The following is a 24963-nucleotide window of genomic DNA, read 5'->3' on the forward strand; positions in this document are numbered from 1 at the left end:
GCGGCGATTTTACCTTAAGGTGCATGAGCCGGTCGGCTACGGACTTCATTGGGGCAGGCGGGCGGACCGGTGCGGGGGCGATGCACGAGCGTTGCAGGATGAAACCGAGGCGGTGTCACTCCCGTAATTCGGCGAACATCTCGCGCAGCAGCGGCAGCGTGACCGCGCGCTTGCGCTCGAGGGAATAGGTGTCCAGCGCGTCGAGCAGGGCCATCAGGCTCGGCATGTCGCGATAGTGGCGCGTGACGAGCCAGTGCGGGATTTCGGGGGACAGCTGCAGTCCGCGCTCGCGCGCGGCCTGGATCAGCGCGGCCATCTTGTCCTCATCGGACAGGGACGCGACCTGATAGACGAGCCCCCAGCCAAGCCGTGTGCGGAGATCTTCACGTACGGGCATCACACGGGGCGCCGCACCGCCCGCCACGACGAGCGCGGTACGAACGTGTGCACGCACTTCGTTATACAGCGAGAACACGGCGATCTGCCGCGCCTCGTCGAGCAATTCCACGTCGTCCACCGTGTAGAGCTGGCAGGACGGGTCGAAAATAAAATCGGCGAGCGCGTGGTGCGGGCTCAGGTAACGGCAGTTCAGGCCCGTATGGAAACCGGCGTCGCACAGCGCGTGCAGCAGATGCGTCCGGCCCGAGCCGACCTCGCCCCACAGGTAGATCAGGCGGTCGTCGGCATGCTCGGCCGCCACGGCCTCCGGCAGTTCGCGCAGGCGCTGCACGGGCTCGCGGTTCGACGCCACGACGAAGTTTTCGAACGTGGACGGCGGCGGGTTGCCGAGTTCGAGCGATAGCTGCTTGGGACGCGAAGACATGACGGTTGGAAAGCTCAGTTTCGATACAGATCGCTCGTGATATAGACGCGCCGGACCTGCCGCGCGCCGACCAGCAATACCGCGCAGGTGGGCAGCGCCAGCAGCACGCCGAAGAAACCGAACAGCTGTCCGAATGCCAGCAGCGCAAAGATGACCACGAGCGGGTGCAGGCCGATGCGCTCGCCCACGAGACGCGGCGTCAGGTAGAAGCTTTCCACGAATTGACCGATTCCGTATACCACCGCGACGGCCCCGATGCCGTACCAGTTGCCGAATTGCAGCAGCGCGGCCAGGATCGCGAGCACCAGACCGAGCCCGAAACCGATATACGGGATGAATACGGCCAGCCCGGTGAAGATGCCGACGGGCACGCCCACGTCGAAGCCGGCGACCGACAGGCCGACCGCATAGATCGCGGCGAGGATCACCATGACGAGGATCTGGCCGCGCAGGTACTGGGACAGCAGGGCATCGGTCTCGCTGGACAGTTCGCGGACCTTCGGCACCCAGCGGCGCGGCACCAGGCGCTCGATGCGCCGCATGACCATATGCCAGTCCATCATCAGGTAGAACATGACGATCGGGATGATGAACAGCATGCCGCCGATCTCGAGCAGCGCGGAGCCGGAGACGCGCAGGTACGTCAGCATGATCGTGAGCAGGTCCTCGGGACTGGCCGAGAAACGGTCCGACAGCATGCTGCGCAGGCCCGGGAAGTCGAAGCGGACCCGCACGCCCAGTTCGGCGAGGCGCGGCGCCACCACGTTGTTCAGCTTGTGCAGCAGCGCGGGCAGCTGATCGCGCAGTTGCGGGATTTCGCGCTGGAGCACGGCAATCAGCAGCAGGACCAGCAGCACGAGAATCACGGCGAGCAGGCCGATCATCAGCGTCACGCCGATAAAGCGCGGCACGCGGCGGCGTTGCAGCCAGTCCACGCCCGGATTGAGGATGTACGCGAAGATGAACGCGAACAGAAACGGCGTCAGGACCGGCGCCAGCGCCAGAATGGCGGCGAAAAGCGCGGCCGCCGCGGCAATCCAGACAAGGATCCGCTTGACGTCTTGCGAGAGCAGGGGGGCGTTCATCGGTGAGGCAATGGGCGAAGCTGGCGGGTGGGCAATCGGGCAGTACTGGAAGCCGGGTGCCGGTATCCGTTAAAATCGCGATTCTACTGGACTCTTGCCTGCTTCCCGCGTCACACGGGACCGGGCGGGGCCGTCCGGACCACCTCTTCCAAGTCAAGCAGGACTCTCATGAGCGCATCTTCGCCCACCGGCCAGGCAGGCCTTTCCTACCGCGACGCCGGTGTTGACATCGATGCCGGCGACGCGCTGGTCGACCGGATCAAGCCGTTTGCCAAGCGCACGATGCGCGAAGGCGTGATGGCTGGCATCGGCGGCTTCGGCGCGCTGTTCGAGCTGTCGAAGAAATTCCAGGAGCCGGTGCTGGTCTCCGGCACCGACGGCGTGGGTACCAAGCTCAAGCTGGCGTTCCAGCTGAACCGCCACGACACCGTGGGTCAGGATCTCGTGGCGATGAGCGTCAACGACATCCTCGTGCAGGGCGCCGAGCCGCTGTTCTTCCTCGACTACTTCGCCTGCGGCAAGCTGGACGTGGACACGGCCGCGACCGTCATCCAGGGCATCGCCCACGGCTGCGAATTGTCGGGCTGCGCGCTGATCGGTGGCGAGACCGCTGAAATGCCGAGCATGTACCCGGACGGCGAGTACGACCTGGCCGGCTTCGCGGTCGGCGCGGTGGAAAAGCGCAAGATCATCGACGGCACCACGATCACCCCGGGCGACGTCGTGCTGGGCCTCGCTTCGTCGGGCGCGCACTCCAATGGCTACTCGCTCGTGCGCAAGATCATCGACGTGGCGCGTCCGGACCTGAATGCCGACTTCCACGGCCAGCGCCTGCAGGACGCGATCATGGCGCCGACGCGCATCTACGTGAAGCCGCTGCTGTCGCTGATCGACACGCTGCCCGTCAAGGGCATGGCCCACATCACCGGCGGCGGCCTGACCGAGAACGTGCCGCGCGTGCTGGCCGACAACCTGACCGCCGTGATCCAGAAGGACGCGTGGACGCTGCCGCCGCTGTTCCAGTGGCTCCAGGCGCAGGGCAATGTGGCAGACGCCGAGATGCACCGCGTGTTCAACTGCGGGATCGGCATGGTCGTGATCGTGGCGAAGGAAGATGCCGATCGCGCGATTCGTCATCTGCAGGCGGCCGGCGAGGCCGTGTACCAGATCGGCGAGATCCGCGAGCGCGCCGAAGGCCAGGCGCAGACCGTGGTGGTCTGATCTGCCTCAGCGATAAAAAAAGCCGGCGCAAGCCGGCTTTTTTCATGCGCCGCTCCACGCCTCCTCGCTGATGCGCGCGGCCAGCGGGCGCCGCGGCTCGCGCGTGCGCGCCAGATGCTCGAGCGCGGGCTCGATGACCTCGGCGAGCTTGCGGAACGCGGGCGCGATCTCGGCCTCGGGCACGCATGCATAGCCAAGCAGCAGGCCCTGCTGCGCATGGGTGTCGTCCGTGTAGTAGCGCGACAGCGGCCGTGCCGACAGGCCCTGCGTGCGCGCCGCCATGCTGATGCCGAGGTCGTCCGCGCCCGGCGGCAGATGCATCACCATATGCAGGCCCGCCTCGTGCGTGGAGGTGGGCCAGTCCGCGCCGAAGCGCGCGGCAATGGCCTCGCGCAGCAGCGCCTGCCGTTGCGCGTAGCGCTGGCGCATGCGCCGGATATGCGTGGCGTAATGGCCCTCCTCGATAAAGTCCGCGAGCACGGCCTGCTGCACGAGCTGGCCTTCGCGATAGAGCTCGGACAGCGCGAGCGCGAAATGCGGCGCGAGCGGCTTGGGCAGGACCATGAAGCCCATGCGCAGGCCCGGGAACAACGTCTTCGAGAACGTGCCCATGTAGATCACGCGGTCGTGCTCGTCGAGCCCCTGCAGCGAGGCCACGGGACGGCCCTCGAAGCGGAACTCGCTGTCGTAGTCGTCCTCGATGATCCATGCGCCGCGCTGCCGCGCATATTCGAGCAGCATGCGCCGGCGCGACAGGCTCATCATCATGCCGAGCGGATACTGGTGCGACGGCGTGACGAAGATGAAGCGCGGCGGATCCTGCAGCGCCGCGGCACCCGGCGCGATGCCTTCTTCATCGACGGGCACCGGAATGGGTTCCACGCCCGCGCTGTGCAGCAGGCTGCGTGTGCCCCAGTAGCCGGGGTCCTCCATCCATGCGCGGTCGCCAGGGTCCGCCAGCAGGCGCGCGATCAGATCGACGGCCTGATGGATGCCCGTGGTCACCACGATCTGATCGGGCTCGCAACGCACCGACCGCACCACGCGCAGATGCTCGGCCAGCTGCTGCTTGAGCGGCGCGTGGCCGCCGTGGTGCGCATACGTGAGCAGCTGCGGACTGGGATTGCGCCAATGCTTGTTCAGCAGCCGCGCCCATACGCCGTGCGGAAACAGCGAGACATCGGGCACGCCCGCGACGAACGCGCCCCACTGGCGATCCGATGCGCTCGCGTGCGAGACCAGATGCTGCCCGCGCCGCGACAGCGCGGAGCGGTTCGTATGTGGATGCGTGCCGGCCTGCGATGCGGGCACATTCATGGTGCCATGACGCGCACTGCCGTTGTGCAATGCACGATGGTCGGGAACGGTATGCGACACGAAGGTGCCACTTCCGCTCGATGCCGTCACGTAGCCCTCGGCGAGCAACTGCTCGTACGCATAGAGCACCGTGTTGCGCGAGACCCCGATATCCTTCGCGAGCGCGCGCGACGCGGGGAGCTTGCTGCCTGCAGGCACAGCGCCAGCAAGGATTTCCGCGCGAATGATCGCGTACAGCTGGCGATTCATATGCGCGCTCGATTTCTCGGCCGGCGCGCCGCCGGGACGTTCGAGCCGTTGCAGCAGCAATTCCGAAAGCAGTGTCTCTTTCAAAGTGGCCCCGCGCAAAATTGAAGACATGGACCTACCGATGGTACCAACCATCGGCTAATTTTCCATCCGTGCCGATGTTGTTTTTCCGGGAGTGCCCATGACGCAAAGCGCGGTCGTTACGAACCTGACAACTGCTTCCATCGCGGAGGCCGTTCGCGAACTCGTACCGTATATGGTGGAAACGCTGTCCGATCTGGTGGCGGCGCCGAGTCCGTCGGGCAACGAGCAACCGGCCGTGGACGTCATGGAACGCGCGCTGCAGGACCTCGGCCTGCCGTCGGAACACATCGTGCTGAACACCGCGGCGCTGAAGGACCTGCCGCTGTATTCGCCGTCGTGCTGTCCCGATGGCGGCCGCTACAACCTGCTGGCGACGCATCGTCCCGCCACGCGCGGCGGCCGCTCGGCGCTGTTCAACGGCCATCTCGACGTGGTGCCCACCGGTCCCGTCTCGATGTGGCGCCGCGATCCGTTCGCGCCGTATATCGAGGACGGCTGGCTGTTCGGCCGCGGCGCCGGCGACATGAAGGCCGGCATCGTGTGCGCGCTGGCCGCGTTCAAGGCGCTGAAGTCGCTTGGCGTGCAGCCCGCGGGCGCGGTCGGCTTCAACGCCGTGCTCGAGGAAGAGAACACCGGCAACGGCGCGCTGGCGACCGTGGCCGCATTGCGCAGCGCCGTGGGCGCGGGCAAGCTGGCCTCGTTCGACACGGTGCTGATCCCCGAGCCGCTGGGCGAAGGGCTGATGAGCGCGCAGATGGGCGTGTTCTGGATGTTCGTGGAGCTCACGGGACGTCCCGCGCATGCCGCGTACATGACGACGGGCGTCAATCCGATCGAGGCCGGCATTGCGGTGATGGCGGACCTGCGCAAGCTCGAGGCGCAGTGGAACCTGCCCGAGAACCGGCCCGCCGTGTATCGCGATCACGCGCATCCGATCAATTTCAATCTCGGACAGATCCAGGGCGGCGAGTGGAACTCGTCGGTGCCGTGCACCTGCACGCTCGGTGTGCGCATCGGCTTCTATCCGCAGATGGATGTCGATGACGCCAAGGCCCAGGTGGCGGCCTGCGTGCGCGACACCCTCGCGCGGCTCGCGAGCAACCTCACGCTGAATATTCGCTACGAAGGCTTTCACGCGCCGGGTTGCGAGTTCGACCTCGACAACGCGCCCATGCAGGCGCTCGCGCGCGCGCACGAACAGGTCCACGGGACGCCGCCCGCGCGCGAGGCGACCACCGCGACCACGGACGCCCGTCATTTCCGGCTGACGCTCGATACGCCAGTCACATGCTACGGACCCGAGGCGCGCAATATCCACGGCATCGACGAATCGGTGTCGATCGACAGCATGGCGCGCGTGGCCACCACGTTTGCACTGTTCCTGCACGACTGGTGTGGCGTGGAGCCCGCCGTGGACTGACCGCACCGCCCATCGTTTTTCACCTCTGAAGTCCTTTCCCGGCTGACGGCCCGCGCAAGCGGCCGCAACCGGTTGCCCTCACTCGTCCACAACATTCGTCAGAACAAAAGGATTCGACCGATGAAACGCCTCATGAATTCAGTCGGCAGCAAGACGCGCATCAGGGGGAGCCTGATGTCCATGGTCATCGCGTCCGCCGCGGTGGTGGCGGGCTTTACGAGCGCCAGTGCATTCGCGCAGACGGCGGGCGGCACGCTGTCGGGCATCGTCCAGCCCGAGCCGCCGATTCTGGTGAGCGCGATGAACTCGCAGGCGCCCACGCAGTACATCGCGGGCAAGATCTACCAGGGCCTGCTCACCTATTCGCCGGACCTGAAGCCGCAGCCGGAACTCGCCAAGTCGTGGAAGATCTCGCCGGACGGCCTGACCTACACGTTCGAGCTCCAGAGCGGCGTCAAGTGGCACGACGGCAAGCCGTTCACGTCCGCCGACGTGGTGTTCTCGATCGACAAGCTGCTGCGCGAGGTGCACGTGCGCACGCGCGCGGTCATCAACAAGTACATGGCGTCGATTCGCGCGGTCAACGACACGACCGTCGAGATCAAGCTCAAGGAACCGTTCCCGCCGTTTATCTCGATGTTCGAGACCGGCACGATGCCGATGATGCCCAAGCATCTGTACGAAGGCACCGACTACCGGAACAATCCGGCCAACCAGAAGCCGGTCGGCACGGGTCCGTTCATGTTCAAGGAATGGAAGAAGGGCGCGTATATCAAGCTCGTCAAGAATCCGAACTACTGGAAGAAGGGCAAGCCGTACCTCGACGAGCTCGTGTTCTACGTGATTCCCGATTCGGCCTCGCGCGCGGTCGCGTTCGAGAAGGGCGACGTACAGGTGCTGCGCGGCGGCGACGTGGACAACGTGGACGTCAAGCGCCTGCGCGCGATCCCCAACGTCGAGTACACGACCAAGGGCTGGGAGATGTTCGCGCCGATGGCGAGCATGCTGCTCAACGAACGCAAGCCGCCGTTCAATAACGTGAAGGTGCGCCAGGCCGTGATGCATGCGCTCAACCGCAAGCTGATCGTCGACAACATCTTCTTCGGCATGGGCAAGCCCGCGGTAAGCCCGTTCGCGTCCAGCACGCTGTTCTTCGACAAGAACATTCCGCAGTTCGAGTTCAACCTCAAGAAGGCGCGCGAGGAGATCAAGGCGTCGGGCGTGGACGTGGGCCAGTACCCGATCAAGATCCTCTCGACGTCGTACGGCGCCAACTGGGATCGACTCGACGAGTACGTGAAGCAGATGCTCGAGCCGCTCGGCTTCAAGGTCAGCATCGAATCCGCCGACGCGGGTACGTGGGCCGCGCGCGTGGGCAACTGGGACTTCGATCTGACCATCACGTACACGTACCAGTACGGCGACCCCGCGCTGGGCGTGGAGCGGCTCTACGTGGCGCGCAATATCGTCAAGGGCACGCCGTTCGCGAACGTGCAGGGCTACAACAATCCGCAGGCCGACGAGCTGTGGACGAAGGCCGGCGTGACGATGGATCCCGCCGAGCGCCAGAAGCTCTATAGCGAGGTGCAGCGCATTCTCGTGAACGACGTGGCCAATGCGAACCTGTTCGAGATCGAGTTCCCGACGCTCTATCGCAAGAACGTGAAGAACCTCGTGACCACCGCGATCGGTCTCAACGAGTCGTTCGACAACGTATCGATCGAGAAGAACTGAGATCGAGAAGACCTGAGCGAGTCCGTCCCCTCGCCAGATGGCGGGGGGACATCGTTGACGGAGCGTGCGCCGTGAATTTCGTGTCCTTCTTCCTGTCCCGTCTCGGCAAGGCGCTGGTCGTCGTGCTGGGCGTGGTGATCATCAATTTCTTTCTGATCCGCCTCGCGCCCGGCGATCCGGCCACGGTGATGGCCGGTGAGGCCGGCGCCGGCGATGCCGCCTATGTGCAGCAACTGCGCGAGCAGTTCGGCCTCGACAAGCCCGTGGTCACGCAGCTGGCGATCTATCTGAAGGGCGTGGCGCACCTCGATCTCGGTTACTCGTATCGCAATCACCTGCCGGTACTCGACCTGATCCTGGACCGCCTGCCCGCGACGTTCCTGCTGATGAGTGGGGCGTTCCTGTTCTCGATCGTGCTCGGCGTGCTGCTCGGGGTGATTGCCGCGCGCACCCGCTACGAGAACCGGCGCCGCTGGATCGACAGCGCGGTGATGTCCGGCGCGCTGCTGCTCTATGCGACGCCGCTGTTCTGGCTGTCGCTGATGGCGATCATCCTGTTCTCCGTCGTGCTCGGCTGGCTGCCTGCGTTCGGCATGGAGTCGGTCGGTGCTGGCTACACGGGCTTCGCGCGCGTGCGGGACATCGCGCTCCATATGGTGCTGCCGACGATATCGCTGGGCTGCTTCTTCATGGCCGTGTACGTGCGGCTGACGCGCGCGTCGATGCTCGAGGTCATGGGCATGGACTTCGTGAAGACCGCGCGCGCGAAAGGCGTGCCCGCGCGGCGCGTGATCCGCGTGCACGTGCTGCGCAACGCGCTGCTGCCCGTCATCACGTTCGCGGGCATCCAGCTGGGCCAGATGGCCGGTGGCGCCGTGCTGACCGAAACCGTGTTCTCGTGGCCCGGCATCGGCCGGCTGATGTTCGACGCGCTGCTGCAGCGCGACTATCAGCTGCTGCTCGGCATCTTCTTCGTGACGTCGGCGCTCGTGGTGGTGTTCAACCTCGCGACCGACATCCTCTATCGATTTATCGACCCGCGCATCGCCGTCGGGGGCAGGGAGGCCGCCGCATGAAATCGTTCCTTCGACGCTATTGCCGCAATGTCGGTGCCGTCGCGGGCCTCGTGGTACTGCTCGCGGTGGTGGCGGTGTCGTTCCTCGCGCCGCTGCTGTACGAAGACTCCCCGTGGATGATGGTCGGAGATCCGCTGATTCATCCGTTCGCGGACATGGCCTACCCGTTCGGCACCGACATGCTCGGACGTGACATCACGGCGGGCCTGCTCTATGGCGCGCGCGTGTCGCTACTGGTGGGCGTGATCTCCACCGCGGTCGCGCTCGTATTCGGCGTGCTGATCGGCGCGGTGGCCGGCTACTGCGGCGGCCGCATCGACGATGCGCTGATGCGCTTCACCGAGTTCTTCCAGACGATTCCGCAGCTGGCGATGGCCGTGGTGATCGTCGCGATCTTCAACCCATCGATCTATTCGATCGTGGGCGCGATCTCGGTCGTGTCGTGGCCGCCGGTCGCGCGCCTCGTCCGCGGCGAGTTCCTGACGCTCAAGCAGCGCGAGTTCGTGCAGGCCGCCATCGTCATCGGGCAGCGTCCGTTACGGATCATCGTGACGCAGATCCTGCCCAACGCGATGTCGCCGATCATCGTGTCCGCCTCGTTCATGGTGGCGACGGCGATCCTGACCGAGTCGGCGCTGTCGTTCCTCGGGCTCGGCGACCGCAACATGATGAGCTGGGGCTTCATGATCGGCGCCGCGCGCACGATGATCCGCGAGGCCTGGTGGATGAGCGTCTGGCCCGGCGTGGCCATCCTGCTCACCGTGCTGGCCATCAACCTGATCGGGGAAGGGCTCAACGATGCCATGAATCCCCAGCTGCGCCGGCGCGGCGAGTAAGCAGACGATACGCGAGAGGGATTCCATGTCAGTCATCCAGGCCCAGCCGCTGTTGTCGATCCGCGACCTGTCCATCGCATTGCCGCCCGGCGGCGATCGTCCCTATGCGGTCCGCGATATCTCCTACGACCTGCACGCGGGCGAAATCCTGTGCATCGTCGGCGAATCGGGTTCCGGCAAGTCGATGAGCGCCAATGCCATCATGGGCCTGCTACCGGCTTACCTGAAGCCGGAGCGCGGCCAGATCCTGTTCCGCGGCCAGGACCTGCTCGCGCAGGACGAGGCCACGTTGCTAGGCATGCGCGGCAAGGACATCGCGATGGTGTTCCAGGAGCCGCTGTCGGCGCTCAACCCGGTGATGACGATCGGCGACCAGATTGCCGAAGTCATGCGCGTGCATCGCGAGTATCCGGGCGAGGCCCGCGCGCGCCGCGTGCTCGAGCTGCTTGCGTTCGTGGGCTTACCCGATCCGGCCACGATCGTGCATAGCTACCCGTTCCGGCTGTCGGGCGGCCAGCGCCAGCGCGTGGTCATCGCCATGGCGCTTGCGCTGGAGCCCGCGCTGCTGATCGCGGACGAGCCGACCACCGCGCTCGACGTCACCACGCAGGCGCAGATCCTCGCGCTGATCCGGCGCATCCAGGCCGAGAAGGGCATGGGCGTCATGTTCGTGACCCACGATTTCGGCGTGGTCGCGGAGATCGCCGATCGCGTGGCCGTCATGGAGAAGGGCGTGCTCGTCGAACTCGGCAGCGCGGAGCAGGTGCTCAACGATCCGCGGCATCCGTACACGCGCCGGCTGATCGGCGCGGTTCCGCACGGCCGCGCACGCGATGGCGGCCATGCCGACGACGGCACCGTGCTCGAGGTCCGCCACCTGCGCAAGACCTATGTTTCCGGCGGCGGCCTGTTCGCAAAGAAGCGCGTGACCCATGCCGTCGATGACGTGAGCTTCCGTGTGCGCCGCGGCGAGACGCTCGGCATCGTCGGCGAGTCGGGATCGGGCAAGTCGACGATCGGCAAGTGCCTGCTCAAGCTGACCGGCGTCGATGGCGGCGAAATCCTGTTCGACGGCCACGACCTCGCGCGCCTGTCCGAGCGGCAGTTCCGGCCGATGCGGCGCGCGGTGCAGATGATCTTCCAGGACCCGTTCGCTTCGCTGAATCCGCGCCATACGGTGGGACGCATCATCGCCGACGGGCCGATCGCGAGCGGCGTGCCGCGCGAGGCCGCCTATGCGCGGACGCGCGAATTGCTCGAACTGGTCGGCCTCGAGGCCTCGGCGTTCGACCGGTATCCGAACCAGTTTTCGGGCGGGCAACGCCAGCGGATCGGCATCGCGCGCGCGCTCGCGCTGGAGCCGCGCGTGCTCGTGGCCGACGAGTCGGTGTCGGCGCTCGACGTCTCCGTGCAGGCGCAGGTGCTCGCGCTGCTGGCCGACCTGCAGAAGCGGCTCGATATCGCGCTGATCTTCATTACGCACGACCTGCGCGTGGCCGCGCAGATCTGCCACGAGGTCATCGTCATGCATCGCGGACGCGTGGTGGAGGCCGGGCCTCCCGCGCAGATCTTCGATGCGCCCCGTCACGACTACACGCGCCGCCTGATCGACGCGATTCCGGGCAAGGCCTGGGATCCGACGCTCGTGCGCGCGGCCGCGTAATCCCCCTCATCCATCTGGAGCCACAATATGAAGAATGCCGAACTGCTGCGCCGCAAGGATGCCGCCACCCCGCGCGGGGTGGGCGTCATGTGCAACTTCTACGCCGAGCGTGCCGAGAATGCAGAGATCTGGGACGTCGAGGGCAAGCGCTATATCGACTTCGCGGCCGGCATCGCCGTGCTGAACACGGGCCATCGTCATCCGAAGCTCGTGGCCGCGCTCCAGCAGCAGCTGGAGCGCTTTACGCACACCGCGTATCAGATCGTGCCGTACGCGAGCTACGTCGAGCTGGCCGAGCGCATCAACCAGCGCGCGCCGGGCCGCTCCGCGCGCAAGACGGCCTTCTTCACCACGGGCGCGGAAGCGGTCGAGAACGCGATCAAGATCGCGCGCGCGGCCACGGGCCGTCCCGGCGTGATCGCGTTTTCGGGCGGCTTTCATGGCCGCACGATGATGGGCATGGCGCTGACGGGGAAGGTCGCGCCGTACAAGGTCGGCTTCGGTCCGTTCCCGGGCGAGGTCTATCACGCGCCGTTCCCGTCGCCGCTGCAGGGCGTGACCGTGGAGGACGCCAGCAAGGCACTCCAGCATCTGTTCAAGGCCGATATCGATCCGCGCCGCGTGGCCGCGATCATCTTCGAGCCCGTGCAGGGCGAGGGCGGCTTCAACGTGGCGCCGCCCGAGTTCGTGCGCATGCTGCGCGCGGTCTGCGACGAGCACGGCATCTTGCTGATTGCCGATGAAGTCCAGACGGGCTTCGGTCGCACGGGCAAGCTGTTCGCGATGGAGCATTACGACGTCGTGCCGGACCTGACCACGATGGCGAAGAGCCTGGCCGGCGGCATGCCGCTGTCCGCGGTGTGCGGGCGCGCGGAGGTCATGGATGCGCCCGCGCCCGGCGGCCTCGGCGGCACCTATGCGGGCAATCCGCTCGCGGTGGCCGCCGCGTTGGCGGTGCTCGACGTGCTCGAGTCCGAGCAGCTGATTCCGCGCGGCGCCGAACTCGGCGAGCGTCTGGTGACCCGGCTCAAGAGCCTCAGGCCGCGCGTGCCGCAGATGGCCGAAGTGCGCGGGCTCGGCGCGATGGTCGCGGTGGAGTTCCGCCGCGCCGACGGCAGCCCCGATCCCGAGTTCACGCGCGAGGTCCAGAACCGCGCGCTCGAACGTGGCCTGCTTCTGCTCTCGTGCGGCGTGTACGGCAACGTGATCCGCTTCCTGTTTCCGCTGACGATTCCGGACGCCGTGATGAACGAAGGCCTCGAGATTCTTGAAGACGTATTGACGCGATAAGGCGAACGATGACCCGACCCCAGGCAGTCCCGACCGTGCAGGTCGATAACGAACGCGTGACCGTCACCGAATGGCGCTTCGCGCGTGGCGCGGAAACGGGCCACCATCGCCACGGCTACGACTACGTGGTGGTGCCCATGACGAGCGGCCCGCTATTGCTGGAGACCCCCGCGGGACAGGTCACGAGCGACCTCGTCGCCGGCCGCGCCTATTACCGGCCCGCGGGCGTCGAGCACAACGTGATCAACGGTCACGATGGCGAGTGCGTGTTCGTCGAGATCGAGTTCAAGACGCCGTCGGAAACGCCCGGCGGCGCATGAAGACCGCATCCTTCACCGACCATGCCACCGACCATGCGCGCCTTCTTCTCGGATGACCAGTTATTGCATCAGCCCCGGCAGTTCATGCGCGTCGGCCGGCTATGCGAACCGACCGACGTTCCCGCCCGCGCGGCCGCGCTCCAGCGCGCGCTCGCCGCGCGGTCCATCGCCGTCAGCGCGCCGCCGGACTACGGACGCGCGCCGCTGGAGGCGGTGCACAGCCCGGCCTATCTCGAATTCCTGTCCACGGCCTATGCGCGCTGGATGGCGCTGGCGTCGCCGACGCTCGAGCCCGGTATCGAGGTTCTGCCGAACCTTTCGCCGTACCACAGCGGCCGCATCGACCAGTCGCGTCGCGCGCCATGCCCGTCGGACAGCATCATCGCGCAGACCGGCTATTACCTCGGGGACCTGAGCTGCCCGCTGGGGCCGGATAGCTGGCGCTCGATCGAACGCTCGGCCCATAGCGCGGTGGCGGCCGCGCGGCACGTCTCCGCACCCGATGCGGGTGGCCTGGCCTATGCGTTATGCCGGCCCTCGGGCCACCATGCCCATACGGATCGCGCGAGCGGGTTCTGCTACGTCAACAACTCGGCCATCGCGGCGCAGACGCTGCTCGAGCGCTTCGACAAGGTCGCGGTCCTCGACGTCGATGCGCACCATGGCGACGGTACGCAGCAGATCTTCTATCAGCGCTCCGACGTGATGACCATCTCGCTGCATGCCGACCCCAACGGCTACTACCCGTTCTATACCGGATATGCGACCGAGCGCGGCCATGGCGCGGGCTACGGCTACAACCTCAACTTCCCGCTTCCGCACGGCACCGCCGATGCGGGATTCCTCGCGGCGCTCGACAGCGCGCTCGACGCGTTGCGCGACTATCGTCCGCAGGCACTCGTGCTCGCGCTCGGATTCGATACGTACATCCATGACCCCATCAGCGTGCTGCGCGTGGGGCTCGACGCGTACCGCGGCATCGGCGAACGCATCCACGCGCTCGGCGTGCCGACCGTGGTCGTGCAGGAAGGCGGCTACGAGGTCGATGCGATCGGCCTTGCGCTCGAGGCATTCCTTGCCGGCTTCGTGCCGGCGACCGTCTAGGCCCGGAGGCAAGATGACAACGATGCGGATCGATGGCAAGCGGCTCTGGCAGTCGCTGATGGCACTCGCGGAAATCGGCGCCACGCCGAAGGGCGGCAATGCGCGGCTTGCGCTGACCGCGCTCGATGGACAGGGGCGGGACCTCGTCACGCGCTGGATGCGCGAGGCGGGACTGACCGTGACGGTCGATCGGGTCGGCAATATCTTCGGCCGCCGCGCGGGCCGCAACGACAGCCTGCCGCCCGTGATGACGGGCAGCCATATCGACACCCAGCCCACGGGCGGCAAGTTCGACGGCTGTTTCGGTGTGCTCGCCGGGCTCGAGGTCATGCGCACGCTGGCCGATCATGGCATCACGACGGAAGCGCCGCTCGAACTGGCGATCTGGACCAACGAGGAAGGCACGCGCTTCGTGCCCGTGATGATGGGGTCGGGCGTGTTCGCGGGCAAGTTCCCGCTCGAGGTGGCGCTGTCCGCCACCGACACCGCCGGCAAGCGCGTGGCGGACGAACTGCGGGCCATCGGCTACTCGGGCGAGCTCCCCGTGGGCGGCCGGCCGATCGGCGCCTACCTCGAGGCGCATATCGAGCAGGGACCGATCCTCGAAGCGGCCGACAACATCATCGGCGTGGTCACGGGCTCGCTGGGCCTGCGGTGGTATGACGTGACCGTGACGGGCATGGAGGCGCATGCGGGCCCCACGCCGATGCCGCTGCGGCGCGATGCGCTATACGGCGCGACGTTCCTGATGCAGGAAGTCATCCGCATCGCCAACGACCATGCGCCGCATGGCCGCGGCACCGTGGGCGTGGTGGACGTGCATCCGTCGTCGCGCAACGTCATTCCCGGCGCGGTCACATTCTCGGTGGACCTGCGTCACCAGGATGCGGACCGGCTTGCGGAGATGGATGCGCGCTTCCGCGATGCCTGCGCGCGGTTGCAGTCGGGCCAGACCACGGGCACCGCGCTGGCGGTGGAGGTCGTGGACGTGCAGCACTTTCCGCCGACGCCGTTTGCCGAATCGCTGGTGGCGCACGTCAGGGAAGAAGCCGGTGCCCGCGGCTACACGCATCAGGACATCGTCACGGGTGCGGGGCACGACGCGGTGTATATCGCGAGCGTGGCGCCCACGGCGATGATCTTCGTGCCGTGCAAGGACGGCATCAGCCACAACGAGATCGAGGACGCGCGTCCCGAGCATCTGGAGGCCGGCGCCAACGTGCTGCTCGGGGCGATGCTGGCGAGCGCGGGCCGATAGGCGAACCTAGGCGGCCCCAAGCCGCGCGAGTGCGTCGCCGGTGACGCGGCAGATGCGCCAGTCGGGCATCACGTCGGCACCCATGGCCTCGTAGAAGTCGATCGAGGGCTGATTCCAGTCGAGCACCGACCACTCGAAGCGGCCACAGCCGCGCGCGACCGCGAGCGCGGCCAGATGGCGCAGCAGGGCCTTGCCGATACCGTGGCCGCGCCATGCGGGCTCGACGAACAGGTCCTCGAGGTAGAGCCCCGGCTTGGCGAGGAACGTCGAGAAGTTGTGGAAGAACAGCGCGAACCCCACCGCCTGCCCCCCTTCCACCTCGGCGATCACGGCTTCGGCATGGGGGCGCTCGCCGAACAGCGCCTGCTCGATCTTTTCGGGCGTGGCCTCCACGAGGTGCGTGAGCTTTTCGTACTCGGCCAGTGCCGAGATCAGGTGACACAGCGTCGCGCTGTCGGCGGGGGTGGCGGGACGCAGCGTGCAGGATGGTTGGGCGGTAGGCATGGCTCGGGCGAGAAAGGTGAGGGCGATGGTTACGGTTGGGCCGATGCGAACGCGATGTCCGCCACCTGCCGCACATAGTCTTCGGCCAGGCAATCGACAGTCACGCGCTCGGGCGTGCTTCGCAGCCACGTGATCTGCCGCTTGCACAGCTGGCGCGTCGCCGCGATGCCGCGCTCGCGCATGGTGGCGTGGTCGCATTCGCCATCGAGGTACTCCCACACCTGCCGATAGCCGACGCAGCGAATCGACGGCAGCGCCGGATTCAGGTCGCCGCGCGCGCGCAGACGTTTCACCTCGTCGATCAGGCCGTGCGCGAGCATTGCATCGAAGCGCGCGGCAATGCGCGCGTGGAGCACCGCGCGATCGGACGGTTCGAGCGCGATCACGCGGAAGCGCGCATCGGCACTGCCGGTGAACGTGCGCGCGGCCGCTTCGCGCGCGAGCAGCGCCGACATCGGTTGTCCGGTCAGGCGATGGATCTCCAGCGCGCGCTGGATGCGCTGCGCATCGTTGGGCGCGAGCCGCGCGGCCGTCACGGGGTCCACTTCGGCGAGCATCGCATGCAGCGCGGGCCAGCCGCGTTCGGCCGCCAGCGCATCGAGCTCGGCGCGCACCGCGGCATCGGCGCGCGGCAGGTCGTTGAGCCCCTGCGTCAGCGCCTTGTAGTAGAGCATCGTGCCGCCCACGATCAGCGGCATGCGGCCGCGCGCGCGAATCTCGCCGATCAGGCGTTCGGCATCCTCGACGAACTGCGCGGCGGAGTAGCTGTCGGCGGGATCGACGATGTCGATCAGATGATGGGGCACCGCGTCGAGTTCGGCGCGCGAGGGCTTGGCCGTGCCGATATCCATCTCGCGGTAGACCAGCGCGGAGTCGAGGCTGATGATCTCGATGGGCGCGCGCTCGGCCAGCGCGAGCGCGGCGGCGGTCTTGCCCGATGCGGTCGGCCCCAGCAGGCAGACGATCGGCGCCTTCATGGCGGCATCACTCATGGACGACCGCGATCACTGGCCGCGCAGGAACAGCCGATCGAGCTCCGCGACCGATAACTGCACCCAGGTGGGCCGGCCGTGATTGCACTGGTCGGCGCGCTCGGTCTGCTCCATCTCGCGCAGCAGCGCGTTCATTTCCTCGACGGTCAGCTTGCGGTTCGCGCGCACGGCGCTGTGGCATGCCAGCGTGGCCAGCAGCTCGTTCTGGCGTTCGATCAGCACGCGCGAGCCGCCATAGGCATGGAGGTCGCGCAGCACGTCGCGGGCGAGCGCTTCCGCGTCGGCCTGCTTGAGCAGCGCGGGAATCGCGCGCACGGCGAGCGTGGTCGGCGAGACCGGCGCGATATCGAAGCCGAGCTGCCGCAACGTGTCCTGATGTTCCTCGGCGGCACCGATCTCCACCGCGCTCGCGGGCAGCGTCACGGGGATCAGCAGCGGCTGCACGGCCAGTTCGCGCGCATCGAGCGCGGTCTTGATCTGCTCGTAGAGAATGCGCTCGTGCGCGGCGTGCATATCGACGAGCACGAGCCCGCGCGCGTTCTGCGCCAGCACGTAGATGCCGTGCAGCTGCGCGATCGCATAGCCGAGCGGGTGGGCCTCGTCTTCATCCGCCGTGCCATCGAACGCATGGCTGCCGATGCGCGTGACCGTGGATCCGCCGATCAGGCCGGGCGGTTCGTCGGCGCGCGCGGCCTGCGCGTCCGCGAGCCATGCCGGCGGGCGCGATGAGGGTTGCGAGGATGGCTGCGATGAAGGCGCATAGCCGGGCAGGCCCTGCGCGGCGCCATCGAAGCCGTTGCCGCGCGCCCCGGCCGTGGCGTCGCGCACCATGCCGAGGTATGCCTGGCGCGGCTGCGCGATACCCAGCTCGGTCTGGCGGCCCGCCGAATAGTTGATCCACTGCGGCGCGGCACCCGCCCCCGAGGCTGGCCGCGCGGCCGGCATCGGGTACGCGCCGCCCGCTCCGGCCGGACCCTCGCCGGCATCGGTATGCAGGCTGTCGCCCTGTTCGCCGGCCTGTCGCGCGAGGCAACGCTGCACCGCGTGATAGACGAACTGGTGCACCGCGCGCGATTCGCGAAAGCGCACCTCGATCTTCGACGGGTGCACGTTCACATCGACCATCTCGGGCGGCAGGTCCAGGCAGAGCACGTACGACGGAAACCGGTCGCCGTGCAGCACGTCCTGATAGGCGCTGCGCACGGCATGGTTGAGCAGCTTGTCGCGCACGAAGCGTCCGTTGACGAAGAAATACTGCTGATCGGGCCGGCCGCGCGATGCCGTCGGCAGTCCCGCAAAGCCGTACAGATGCAGCGTGCCCGCTTCCTCGTCCAGCGGCAGCCGGGCGCGCGCGAAGTCGTCGCCCAGGACCTGCGCGGTTCGCGTGGCCACGTCGCCGGCGTTCCAGTGCTCGAGCGGCTTGCCGTTGTGGTGGACCGAAATCGTGACGTCGGGCCGCGCGAGCGCCACCCGGCGGACCATCTCCAGGCAGTGGCCGAGCTCGGTTTGTTCCGATTTGAGGAACTTTCTGCGCGCTGGCGTGTTGAAGTACAGGTGCTGCACGTCGACCATCGTGCCGACGCCGCCCGACGCGGGCTGCAACTGGCCGGAATCGGCACTGACCTGCGAGGCATGCGGCGCGTCTGCGGTGCGGCTGGTCAGCACGAGGTGGGAGACGGAAGCGATCGAGGCCAGCGCCTCGCCGCGGAAGCCGAGCGTCAGCACGGCTTCGAGTTCGTCGAGCGAGGCGATCTTGCTCGTGGCGTGGCGCATGAGTGCCACGGGGAGTTCGTCGGCCGGAATGCCGCAGCCGTTGTCGGTGATGACGATGCGGCGGACGCCGCCTTCCTCGAGCCGGATGCCGAGCTGGCTGGTGCCCGCGTCGAGCGCGTTTTCGAGCAGTTCCTTGACCACCGAGGCCGGCCGTTCCACCACCTCGCCGGCGGCGATCTGGCTGATCAGCTGGTCGGGTAAGGGCCGGATGGGCCTGAGTGTCCGGATAGGGCGGACGGGCCGGTCTGGCACGGCTGGCAGGGCGGTGTGGGAGGCGTCGGCAGGCATGCGGGCAATTATACGTGCGCGTCCGAACATTCTTGGGCGCGCCACCACGGGTGGCAGGGCTACAAGTGCGCAACGCGCCTTGCCGCTCTTGTATGATGGGCACCTTCATCTGGAGTGAGGACTGATTTGGATACCGTACTGCAACTGCTCGACATGGTGCTCCACGTCGATAAATTCCTGGGCCAGTTCGTCCAGGACTACGGCGTCTGGGTGTACGGCATCCTGTTCGCGATCGTGTTCGCCGAAACCGGCCTCGTCGTGCTGCCGTTCCTGCCCGGCGATTCCCTGCTGTTTATCGCGGGCGCCATGTGCGCCACCGGGGCGATGAACGAATGGATGCTGTCGGGGCTGCTGCTCGTGGCGGCCATCAGCGGCAATACCGTCAACTACATGGTCGGCAGCTGGATCGGCCCGAAGGTGTTCGAGCACGAATGGCGATTCCTGGACCAGAAGGCGCTGCGCCGCACGCACGACTTCTACGAACGCCATGGCGGCAAGACGCTCGTGATGGCGCGCTTTATCCCGATCGTGCGCACGTTCGCGCCGTTCGTGGCCGGGGTCTCGCAGATGACGTTCGCACGGTTCCAGCTGTTCAACGTGCTGGGCGCGCTGATGTGGGTGGTCGGTCTCGTGTTCGCCGGCTACTTCTTCGGCAACCTGCCGTTCATCAAGCAGTATCTGAACCTGATCGTGCTGGCCGGTATCGGCGCGGCCGTGGTGCCGCTCGTGCTGGGCGGCCTCTGGCGCCTCGTGCGTGGGAACAAGCGCCGGCCTTCGTCCGAACACTGACGCCTGAACACGGAAGCAAAGAAAGACGGGGCCCGCGGGCCCCGTTTTGCTGCCGGCTCAGCTCAGGCTGCGGCTCATCATGCGCAGCGCCGGCATGCGGTCGCGGATCTGCGTGGTGTCGGCCGCATCGGGCCGCGCCTGCACATAGGCCTCCAGATCTTCCAGCGCGGGCCGGAAGCATTCGAGGTTCGCGTAGGCGAGGCCGCGATCGCGCACTTCCTCGATCGAATTCGGCAGCAGGATCACGAGGCGGTTCTGTACCGCCAGCAGCCGCTGCCAGCGCGACTCCTGCAAATAGATGGCCTTCAGGTTGCGCAGCATGCGCGCAATGATCTCGCGGTGGCTCGCCACCTGCAGGAACAGGCCGAGCGGCACCTGATTGGGATCGTCGATGCCCTCGCGTTCGAGGTAGGGATCCAGCATCTCCTGCAACTGTTCCTTCGACAGTGTCTCGCCCGTCAGCGGGTCCAGCACCACCTCGCCCGCGGGAATCGTCATCCGCACGAGGAAATGGTTCGGAAACGACACGCCCTTGAGCGGCAGGCCGATCTGCTGCCCCAGCTCCATGAACAGCACCGCAAGCGAGATCGGAATCCCGCGCCGCTGCTTCATGACGACGTTGAGGTAGGAGTTGTCGGGATCGTAGTAGTCGTTGGCGTTGGCGCCGAACCCGAGATCCCGATAAAAGAAATGATTGAGCAGCCGCAGGCGCTGAATGGCCGGCGTGCCGTCGGCGATCCGCCGCTTGAGCCGCACCGCGAGCATGTCCAGCGCGGCCAGTTCGGCCTGCAGGTCCAGATCGGGATACGCGTCCTGGGCAATCGAGAGCGCGGTTTCCGTAAGCGGGATGCCATGCTCGTCCGCCACGAGACTGGCGAAGTAATCCAGGACTTTCGTGGATGTCATTGCGGGTTCCTGATGGCGGTGTCCGTGGTCTTCCGCCGAAACGCGGAGTACCTCAGCCCCATGAGCCACAGTGTACCGAAGTAGACCACCGCTGCAAGTACCAGGCACGACGCCATCAGTGCGATCCGCAACCCCGGTGTCGCGCCCAGTGCGATCCAGTCGAACGTGCGGGTAAACCAGAGCAGCATGCCCGCGAGGATCAGCACCGCGGCAAGCAGCTGCGCCAGGAACAGGCCCCATCCCGGCGCGGGCCGGTAGAAGCCGCGGCGGCGCAGCCCGAAGAACAGCAGCAGCGCATTGACGCTCGACCCGAAGCTGATCGATAGCGCGAGCCCGGCATGCGCGAACAGCGGCACGAACACCGAATTCGCGGCCTGCGTGATCACCAGTACGACCAGCGCGATCTTGACCGGGGTGCGGATGTCCTGCCGCGCGTAGAAGCCGGGCGTAAGGATCTTCACCGCGATCAGCGCGAGCAGACCCGTGCCGTACGCGACCAGCGCCTGCCGGGTCATCTCGACCGCATGGGCGTCGAAGCGGCCGTAGTTGAACAGGACGGCGGTCAACGGCTCGCCGAATACGAACAAGCCGACCGCGCACGGGACCGCGAGCAGGAACGTGAGCCGCAGCCCCCAGTCGAGCAGCCCCGAGTATTCCTCGCGATTGTCGTCGGCGCTGGCGCGCGACAGGCTCGGCAGCAGGATGGTGCCCAGCGCCACGCCGAGCAGCGCGGTCGGAAACTCCATCAGCCGGTCGGCATAGGTCAGGTACGACACGCTGCCCGCGGCCAGATGCGAGGCGATATTGGTATTGATGATCAGGCTGATCTGGGCCACCGACACGGCCAGCAGCGCCGGCAGCATCTGCCGGATCACGCGGCGCACGCCCTCGTTGGCCCAGGCCGCGCGCACGTCGAACGACAGCCGCGGCATCACGCCGAGCCGGCGCAGCGCCGGAATCTGGATCGCCAGCTGCAGCACGCCCCCCACGAGCACCCCCCACGCCTGCGCATAGATCGGCTGGGCCAGGTGCGGGCCCACGAACAGGGCCGCGACGATCAGGCACAGGTTCAGCAGCACCGGCGTGAACGCGGGCACGCCGAAATTGCGCCACGTGTTGAGAATGCCCGAGGCCAGCGCCACCATGGAGATGAGGCCGATATACGGGAACATCACGCGCGTCATGAACACGGCGGCGTCGTAGGTCTCGCTCTGGCCGCGGAAGCCCGTGGCCACGGCCGTCATCACGAGCGGGGCGCCGATGACGCCGAGCGCGGACACCGCCACGAGCACCCATGTCATCACCGTGGACACCGCGTCGATGAGCGCGCGCGTGTCCGCGAGCCCGCGGCGGCCGTGGTACTCGTTGAGGATCGGCACGAACGCCTGCGAGAACGCCCCCTCGCCGAACACGCGGCGCAGCAGGTTGGGAATGCGGAAGGCGACGTTGAACGCATCGGTCATGTCCGAGGCGCCGAACGCGCGGGCGATCAGGATTTCGCGCATCAGGCCGGTGATGCGCGAAAGCATCGTCAGGCTACTGATGGTGGCGAGCGCTTTGAGCAGGTTCAAGATGGTCGGGAGATGCGTGAACGGGCGGGAGTCTGACGCCCGCCGCGCCACAAAGTTGCCACGGCGCCACGGTGGCGGCGCGGGAAGTGACGCAAACGCGGTGCATGCGGCCCGATGTGGCGCCTATTATACGGACGGCGTCGCGGGCGACTGTCGCCCGGCACACGTTCCACAATCCGACCTTGCCTCAGTTCCGTGCGTGTGTGTATAATCGCCGATTCGCAAGGACAGTCGCGTTCCGGATTCGTATGTCGAAGCATCCCGGGCCGCACGATGTGGCCTGAGGGGTTTGCCCGAAGGTTGCGTCCCAGGCGTCCCAGATAAGTTATTCGCGTTGCCCCGGGGCACGCATCTGAATTCAGGAAAAGAGATCAAATGGCAAATTCCGCACAAGCTCGCAAGCGCGCGCGCCAAGCCGTCGCTCAGAACGCTCACAACTCCAGCCTGCGCTCGCGTCTGCGCACCGCCGTCAAGGCCGTTCGCAAGGCCATCGACGCCGGCGACAAGGCTGCCGCTGCTGAAGTCTTCAAGCAGTCGCAACACGTGATCGACAGCATCGCCGACAAGAAGATCGTGCACAAGAACAAGGCTGCACGCCACAAGTCGCGCCTGTCGGCCGCCATCAAGGCCATGGCTGCCTGATCGCTGTCCGCGTGGTTTGCCGCGGCTTCCCCGGGAGCCCGGCATAAAAAAGCTCGTCGCATGACGAGCTTTTTTGTTTTGGGCGTCTGCTGTTGCAGGGGCCGCCCGGTCAGTCGAGGTAGCAGGCCTCCACCAGCTGCAGATCGTTGTCGCGCGCGAAGTTCAGGACGAAGTCGAGCGCCTTGGGCTCGATGTCGCGCAGCCGCACGTCCACCACCACGTTCTTGACCCCGCCGATGATCACCGGCCGCACGTACGGCGAGTACGTATAGCGCGGATCGCCGGAGTCGCCCTCTGGCCGGAACTGTGCCATCACGCCGCACAGCCGTTCTGCCCAGTCGCTCGGACGAAAGGTCTTGCCTTCCTTGGTAATGCCTTGGATGAAATATTCGCGAACGTTGGAAGTCATGGGACTGCGGGGCGTCGGTATCTTCGGGGGCACTTTTGGTGCCGGGGCGGGCGGCGGCACTGGTATGCCAAGCCCCGCGTGAATCAGCGAGTATTATATCTTATATAAGAGTTGAGCATAAGGGCCTCCTGTCGCGACATGCGCCGGGGGAGCCGCCATGATAGCCGCCCGGCGGCCGGAGCATGGGGTGACTCCGGGCTCGCCAAAGGCTGAATAATCCCTTATGATCGTTGCAGTTAAATTGCGCAGGCGACGCGAAAGGCGGCTCCCCGAAGAGCCGCCTTAATTGTTTTATGAGCTCAACCCCGATCAAGCATTACCTGCAGTTCAACGACCTCTCCGCCGAGGAGTACGAGTACCTGCTGGACCGCGCGCAGATCCTCAAGGCGAAGTTCAAGAACTACGAGACCTGGCACCCGCTGCACGACCGCACGCTGGCCATGATCTTCGAGAAGAATTCCACGCGCACGCGCCTGTCGTTCGAGGCGGGCATCCATCAGCTCGGCGGTCACGCGGTGTTCCTGAACACGCGCGACTCGCAGCTGGGCCGCGGCGAGCCGATCGAGGATGCCGCGCAGGTGATCTCCCGCATGGTGGACATCATCATGATCCGCACGTTCGGGCAGGAGATCATCGAACGCTTTGCCGCGCATTCGCGCGTGCCCGTGATCAACGGGCTGACCAACGAATATCATCCGTGCCAGGTGCTGGCGGACGTCTTCACGTACATCGAGCAGCGCGGCAGTATCCGCGGCAAGGTCGTCGCGTGGATCGGCGATGCCAACAACATGGCGTACACGTGGATCCAGGCCGCCGAGCGGCTCGGCTTCACGTTCCATTTCTCGGCGCCGCCGGGCTATCAGCTCGATCCGGCCATGGTGCCGGCGTCGGCCGCCAGCCTCGTCAAGGTGTTCGCCGATCCGCTGGACGCCTGCGATGGCGCGCATCTGGTCACCACCGACGTCTGGACCAGCATGGGGTTCGAGGCCGAGAACGAGGCGCGCAAGCGCGCGTTCAAGGACTGGATGGTCACCACGGCCATGATGGACCGCGCCGCGCCAGACGCCCTGTTCATGCACTGCCTGCCAGCGCATCGTGGCGAGGAAGTCGAGGCCGCCGTTATCGACGGCCCGCGCAGCGTGGTGTGGGAAGAGGCCGAAAACCGTCTGCACGTGCAGAAGGCGCTGATGGAATACCTGCTCTGCGGCAAGTATTGAATTTCAACCCGTCAAGATCAAGTCAATGAGTCAGTCCAACCAGCCCGCCAACCAGTTCGATAACGTCAGCGTCGTCAAGAAGGCCAATCTGTATTTCGACGGCAAGTGCGTGAGCCACACGGTGGTGTTTCCCGACGGCACGCGCAAGACGCTGGGGGTGATCTTCCCGGCGGCACTGACGTTCGGCACGGGCGCGCCGGAGATCATGGAAATCAACGCGGGGTCGTGCCGCGTGCGCCTGCAGGGCGCCACCGAGTGGCAGACCTACGGCGCGGGCCAGCAGTTCCACGTGCCCGGCGACAGCAAGTTCGACATCGAAGTCACCGAAACGCTCGACTACGTCTGCCACTTCGGCTGACCTCACGGCTGAACCCCGCGGCTGACCCCCGCGG

The 24963-nt window shown here is 66.6% G+C and carries 23 protein-coding genes; 14 read left to right on the forward strand and 9 right to left on the reverse strand.

Going from position 1 to position 24963, the window contains the following annotated elements; all coding sequences use genetic code 11:
- Positions 1-115: 115 nt before the first annotated feature.
- A complete protein-coding gene (gene hda, locus FOB72_RS00690) occupies positions 116-823 on the reverse strand; it encodes a DnaA regulatory inactivator Hda (protein WP_150370779.1) in 708 nt (235 codons plus the stop codon).
- Between the two features lie 14 nt (positions 824-837).
- On the reverse strand, positions 838-1908 hold the full coding sequence (locus tag FOB72_RS00695; RefSeq protein ID WP_150370780.1) for an AI-2E family transporter: 1071 nt from the start codon (positions 1906-1908) through the stop codon (positions 838-840).
- Between the two features lie 168 nt (positions 1909-2076).
- On the opposite strand from FOB72_RS00695, the gene purM reads away from it, so the two are divergent.
- Positions 2077-3129, forward strand: a complete 1053-nt coding sequence (gene purM / locus FOB72_RS00700) for a phosphoribosylformylglycinamidine cyclo-ligase (RefSeq protein ID WP_150370781.1) — start codon at positions 2077-2079, stop codon at positions 3127-3129.
- Between the two features lie 42 nt (positions 3130-3171).
- On the opposite strand, the gene FOB72_RS00705 is transcribed toward purM, so the two are convergent.
- Positions 3172-4779: a PLP-dependent aminotransferase family protein gene (locus FOB72_RS00705; protein WP_191002170.1), complete on the reverse strand. Its 1608-nt coding sequence runs from the start codon at positions 4777-4779 to the stop codon at positions 3172-3174.
- Positions 4780-4876: 97 nt separating this feature from the next.
- Here FOB72_RS00705 and FOB72_RS00710 point away from each other — a divergent pair, with 97 nt between their 5' ends.
- From FOB72_RS00710 to FOB72_RS00750, 9 genes are all read left to right on the forward strand, one after another.
- A complete protein-coding gene (locus tag FOB72_RS00710; RefSeq protein WP_150370783.1) occupies positions 4877-6199 on the forward strand; it encodes an ArgE/DapE family deacylase in 1323 nt (440 codons plus the stop codon).
- Between the two features lie 120 nt (positions 6200-6319).
- A complete protein-coding gene (locus FOB72_RS00715; RefSeq protein WP_150370784.1) occupies positions 6320-7933 on the forward strand; it encodes an ABC transporter substrate-binding protein in 1614 nt (537 codons plus the stop codon).
- A gap of 71 nt (positions 7934-8004) precedes the next feature.
- The gene (locus tag FOB72_RS00720) at positions 8005-9009 is read left to right on the forward strand and encodes an ABC transporter permease (RefSeq protein WP_150370785.1); all 1005 of its coding nucleotides are present in this window, start codon (positions 8005-8007) and stop codon (positions 9007-9009) included.
- A complete protein-coding gene (locus tag FOB72_RS00725) occupies positions 9006-9845 on the forward strand; it encodes an ABC transporter permease (protein ID WP_150370786.1) in 840 nt (279 codons plus the stop codon). Before FOB72_RS00720 ends, FOB72_RS00725 begins: the two co-directional genes overlap by 4 nt.
- Before the next feature lie 25 nt (positions 9846-9870).
- Positions 9871-11508, forward strand: a complete 1638-nt coding sequence (locus tag FOB72_RS00730; RefSeq protein WP_150370787.1) for an ABC transporter ATP-binding protein — start codon at positions 9871-9873, stop codon at positions 11506-11508.
- A 27-nt stretch (positions 11509-11535) separates the two neighbouring features.
- On the forward strand, positions 11536-12798 hold the full coding sequence (gabT, locus tag FOB72_RS00735) for a 4-aminobutyrate--2-oxoglutarate transaminase (protein WP_150370788.1): 1263 nt from the start codon (positions 11536-11538) through the stop codon (positions 12796-12798).
- 8 nt (positions 12799-12806) lie between these two features.
- Positions 12807-13118: a cupin domain-containing protein gene (locus FOB72_RS00740; protein WP_150370789.1), complete on the forward strand. Its 312-nt coding sequence runs from the start codon at positions 12807-12809 to the stop codon at positions 13116-13118.
- Between the two features lie 33 nt (positions 13119-13151).
- A complete protein-coding gene (locus FOB72_RS00745) occupies positions 13152-14222 on the forward strand; it encodes a histone deacetylase family protein (RefSeq protein ID WP_150373686.1) in 1071 nt (356 codons plus the stop codon).
- A 13-nt stretch (positions 14223-14235) separates the two neighbouring features.
- Positions 14236-15480 (forward strand): Zn-dependent hydrolase, encoded by a 1245-nt coding sequence (locus tag FOB72_RS00750; RefSeq protein ID WP_150370790.1) that lies wholly within the window; start codon positions 14236-14238, stop codon positions 15478-15480.
- A gap of 6 nt (positions 15481-15486) precedes the next feature.
- Here the strand turns inward: FOB72_RS00750 and FOB72_RS00755 are convergent, their stop codons facing one another.
- The 3 genes from FOB72_RS00755 to mutL are packed head-to-tail and all read right to left on the reverse strand — an operon-like array spanning position 15487 to position 19037.
- Positions 15487-15984 carry a GNAT family N-acetyltransferase gene (locus FOB72_RS00755; protein WP_150370791.1) on the reverse strand — a complete coding sequence of 166 codons (498 nt, stop codon included), beginning with the start codon at positions 15982-15984 and terminating at the stop codon, positions 15487-15489.
- Positions 15985-16013: 29 nt separating this feature from the next.
- Positions 16014-16976: a tRNA (adenosine(37)-N6)-dimethylallyltransferase MiaA gene (gene miaA, locus FOB72_RS00760; protein WP_150370792.1), complete on the reverse strand. Its 963-nt coding sequence runs from the start codon at positions 16974-16976 to the stop codon at positions 16014-16016.
- Positions 16977-16988: 12 nt separating this feature from the next.
- Positions 16989-19037 carry a DNA mismatch repair endonuclease MutL gene (gene mutL / locus FOB72_RS00765; RefSeq protein WP_150370793.1) on the reverse strand — a complete coding sequence of 683 codons (2049 nt, stop codon included), beginning with the start codon at positions 19035-19037 and terminating at the stop codon, positions 16989-16991.
- A 153-nt stretch (positions 19038-19190) separates the two neighbouring features.
- On the opposite strand from mutL, the gene FOB72_RS00770 reads away from it, so the two are divergent.
- Positions 19191-19826 carry a VTT domain-containing protein gene (locus FOB72_RS00770; RefSeq protein WP_263364789.1) on the forward strand — a complete coding sequence of 212 codons (636 nt, stop codon included), beginning with the start codon at positions 19191-19193 and terminating at the stop codon, positions 19824-19826.
- 57 nt (positions 19827-19883) lie between these two features.
- Here FOB72_RS00770 and FOB72_RS00775 read toward each other — a convergent pair whose 3' ends face one another.
- Positions 19884-20732, reverse strand: a complete 849-nt coding sequence (locus tag FOB72_RS00775; RefSeq protein WP_150370795.1) for a SirB1 family protein — start codon at positions 20730-20732, stop codon at positions 19884-19886.
- Entirely contained in the window at positions 20729-22303 is a 1575-nt protein-coding gene (gene murJ, locus FOB72_RS00780; protein ID WP_150370796.1) for a murein biosynthesis integral membrane protein MurJ, read from the reverse strand. Before murJ ends, FOB72_RS00775 begins: the two co-directional genes overlap by 4 nt.
- 375 nt (positions 22304-22678) lie before the next feature.
- Here murJ and rpsT point away from each other — a divergent pair, with 375 nt between their 5' ends.
- Entirely contained in the window at positions 22679-22945 is a 267-nt protein-coding gene (gene rpsT / locus FOB72_RS00785) for a 30S ribosomal protein S20 (RefSeq protein WP_150370797.1), read from the forward strand.
- A 109-nt stretch (positions 22946-23054) separates the two neighbouring features.
- Here the strand turns inward: rpsT and FOB72_RS00790 are convergent, their stop codons facing one another.
- The gene (locus FOB72_RS00790) at positions 23055-23354 is read right to left on the reverse strand and encodes a DUF3579 domain-containing protein (protein WP_150370798.1); all 300 of its coding nucleotides are present in this window, start codon (positions 23352-23354) and stop codon (positions 23055-23057) included.
- 293 nt (positions 23355-23647) lie between these two features.
- Here FOB72_RS00790 and argF point away from each other — a divergent pair, with 293 nt between their 5' ends.
- Together argF and FOB72_RS00800 are read left to right on the forward strand one after the other, a co-directional pair.
- Entirely contained in the window at positions 23648-24571 is a 924-nt protein-coding gene (argF, locus tag FOB72_RS00795; RefSeq protein ID WP_150370799.1) for an ornithine carbamoyltransferase, read from the forward strand.
- 25 nt (positions 24572-24596) lie between these two features.
- Positions 24597-24929 (forward strand): pyrimidine/purine nucleoside phosphorylase, encoded by a 333-nt coding sequence (locus tag FOB72_RS00800; protein WP_150370800.1) that lies wholly within the window; start codon positions 24597-24599, stop codon positions 24927-24929.
- Positions 24930-24963 lie beyond the last annotated feature (34 nt).

This window comes from Cupriavidus pauculus (assembly GCF_008693385.1).
Taxonomy (GTDB): Bacteria; Pseudomonadota; Gammaproteobacteria; order Burkholderiales; family Burkholderiaceae; genus Cupriavidus; species Cupriavidus pauculus_D.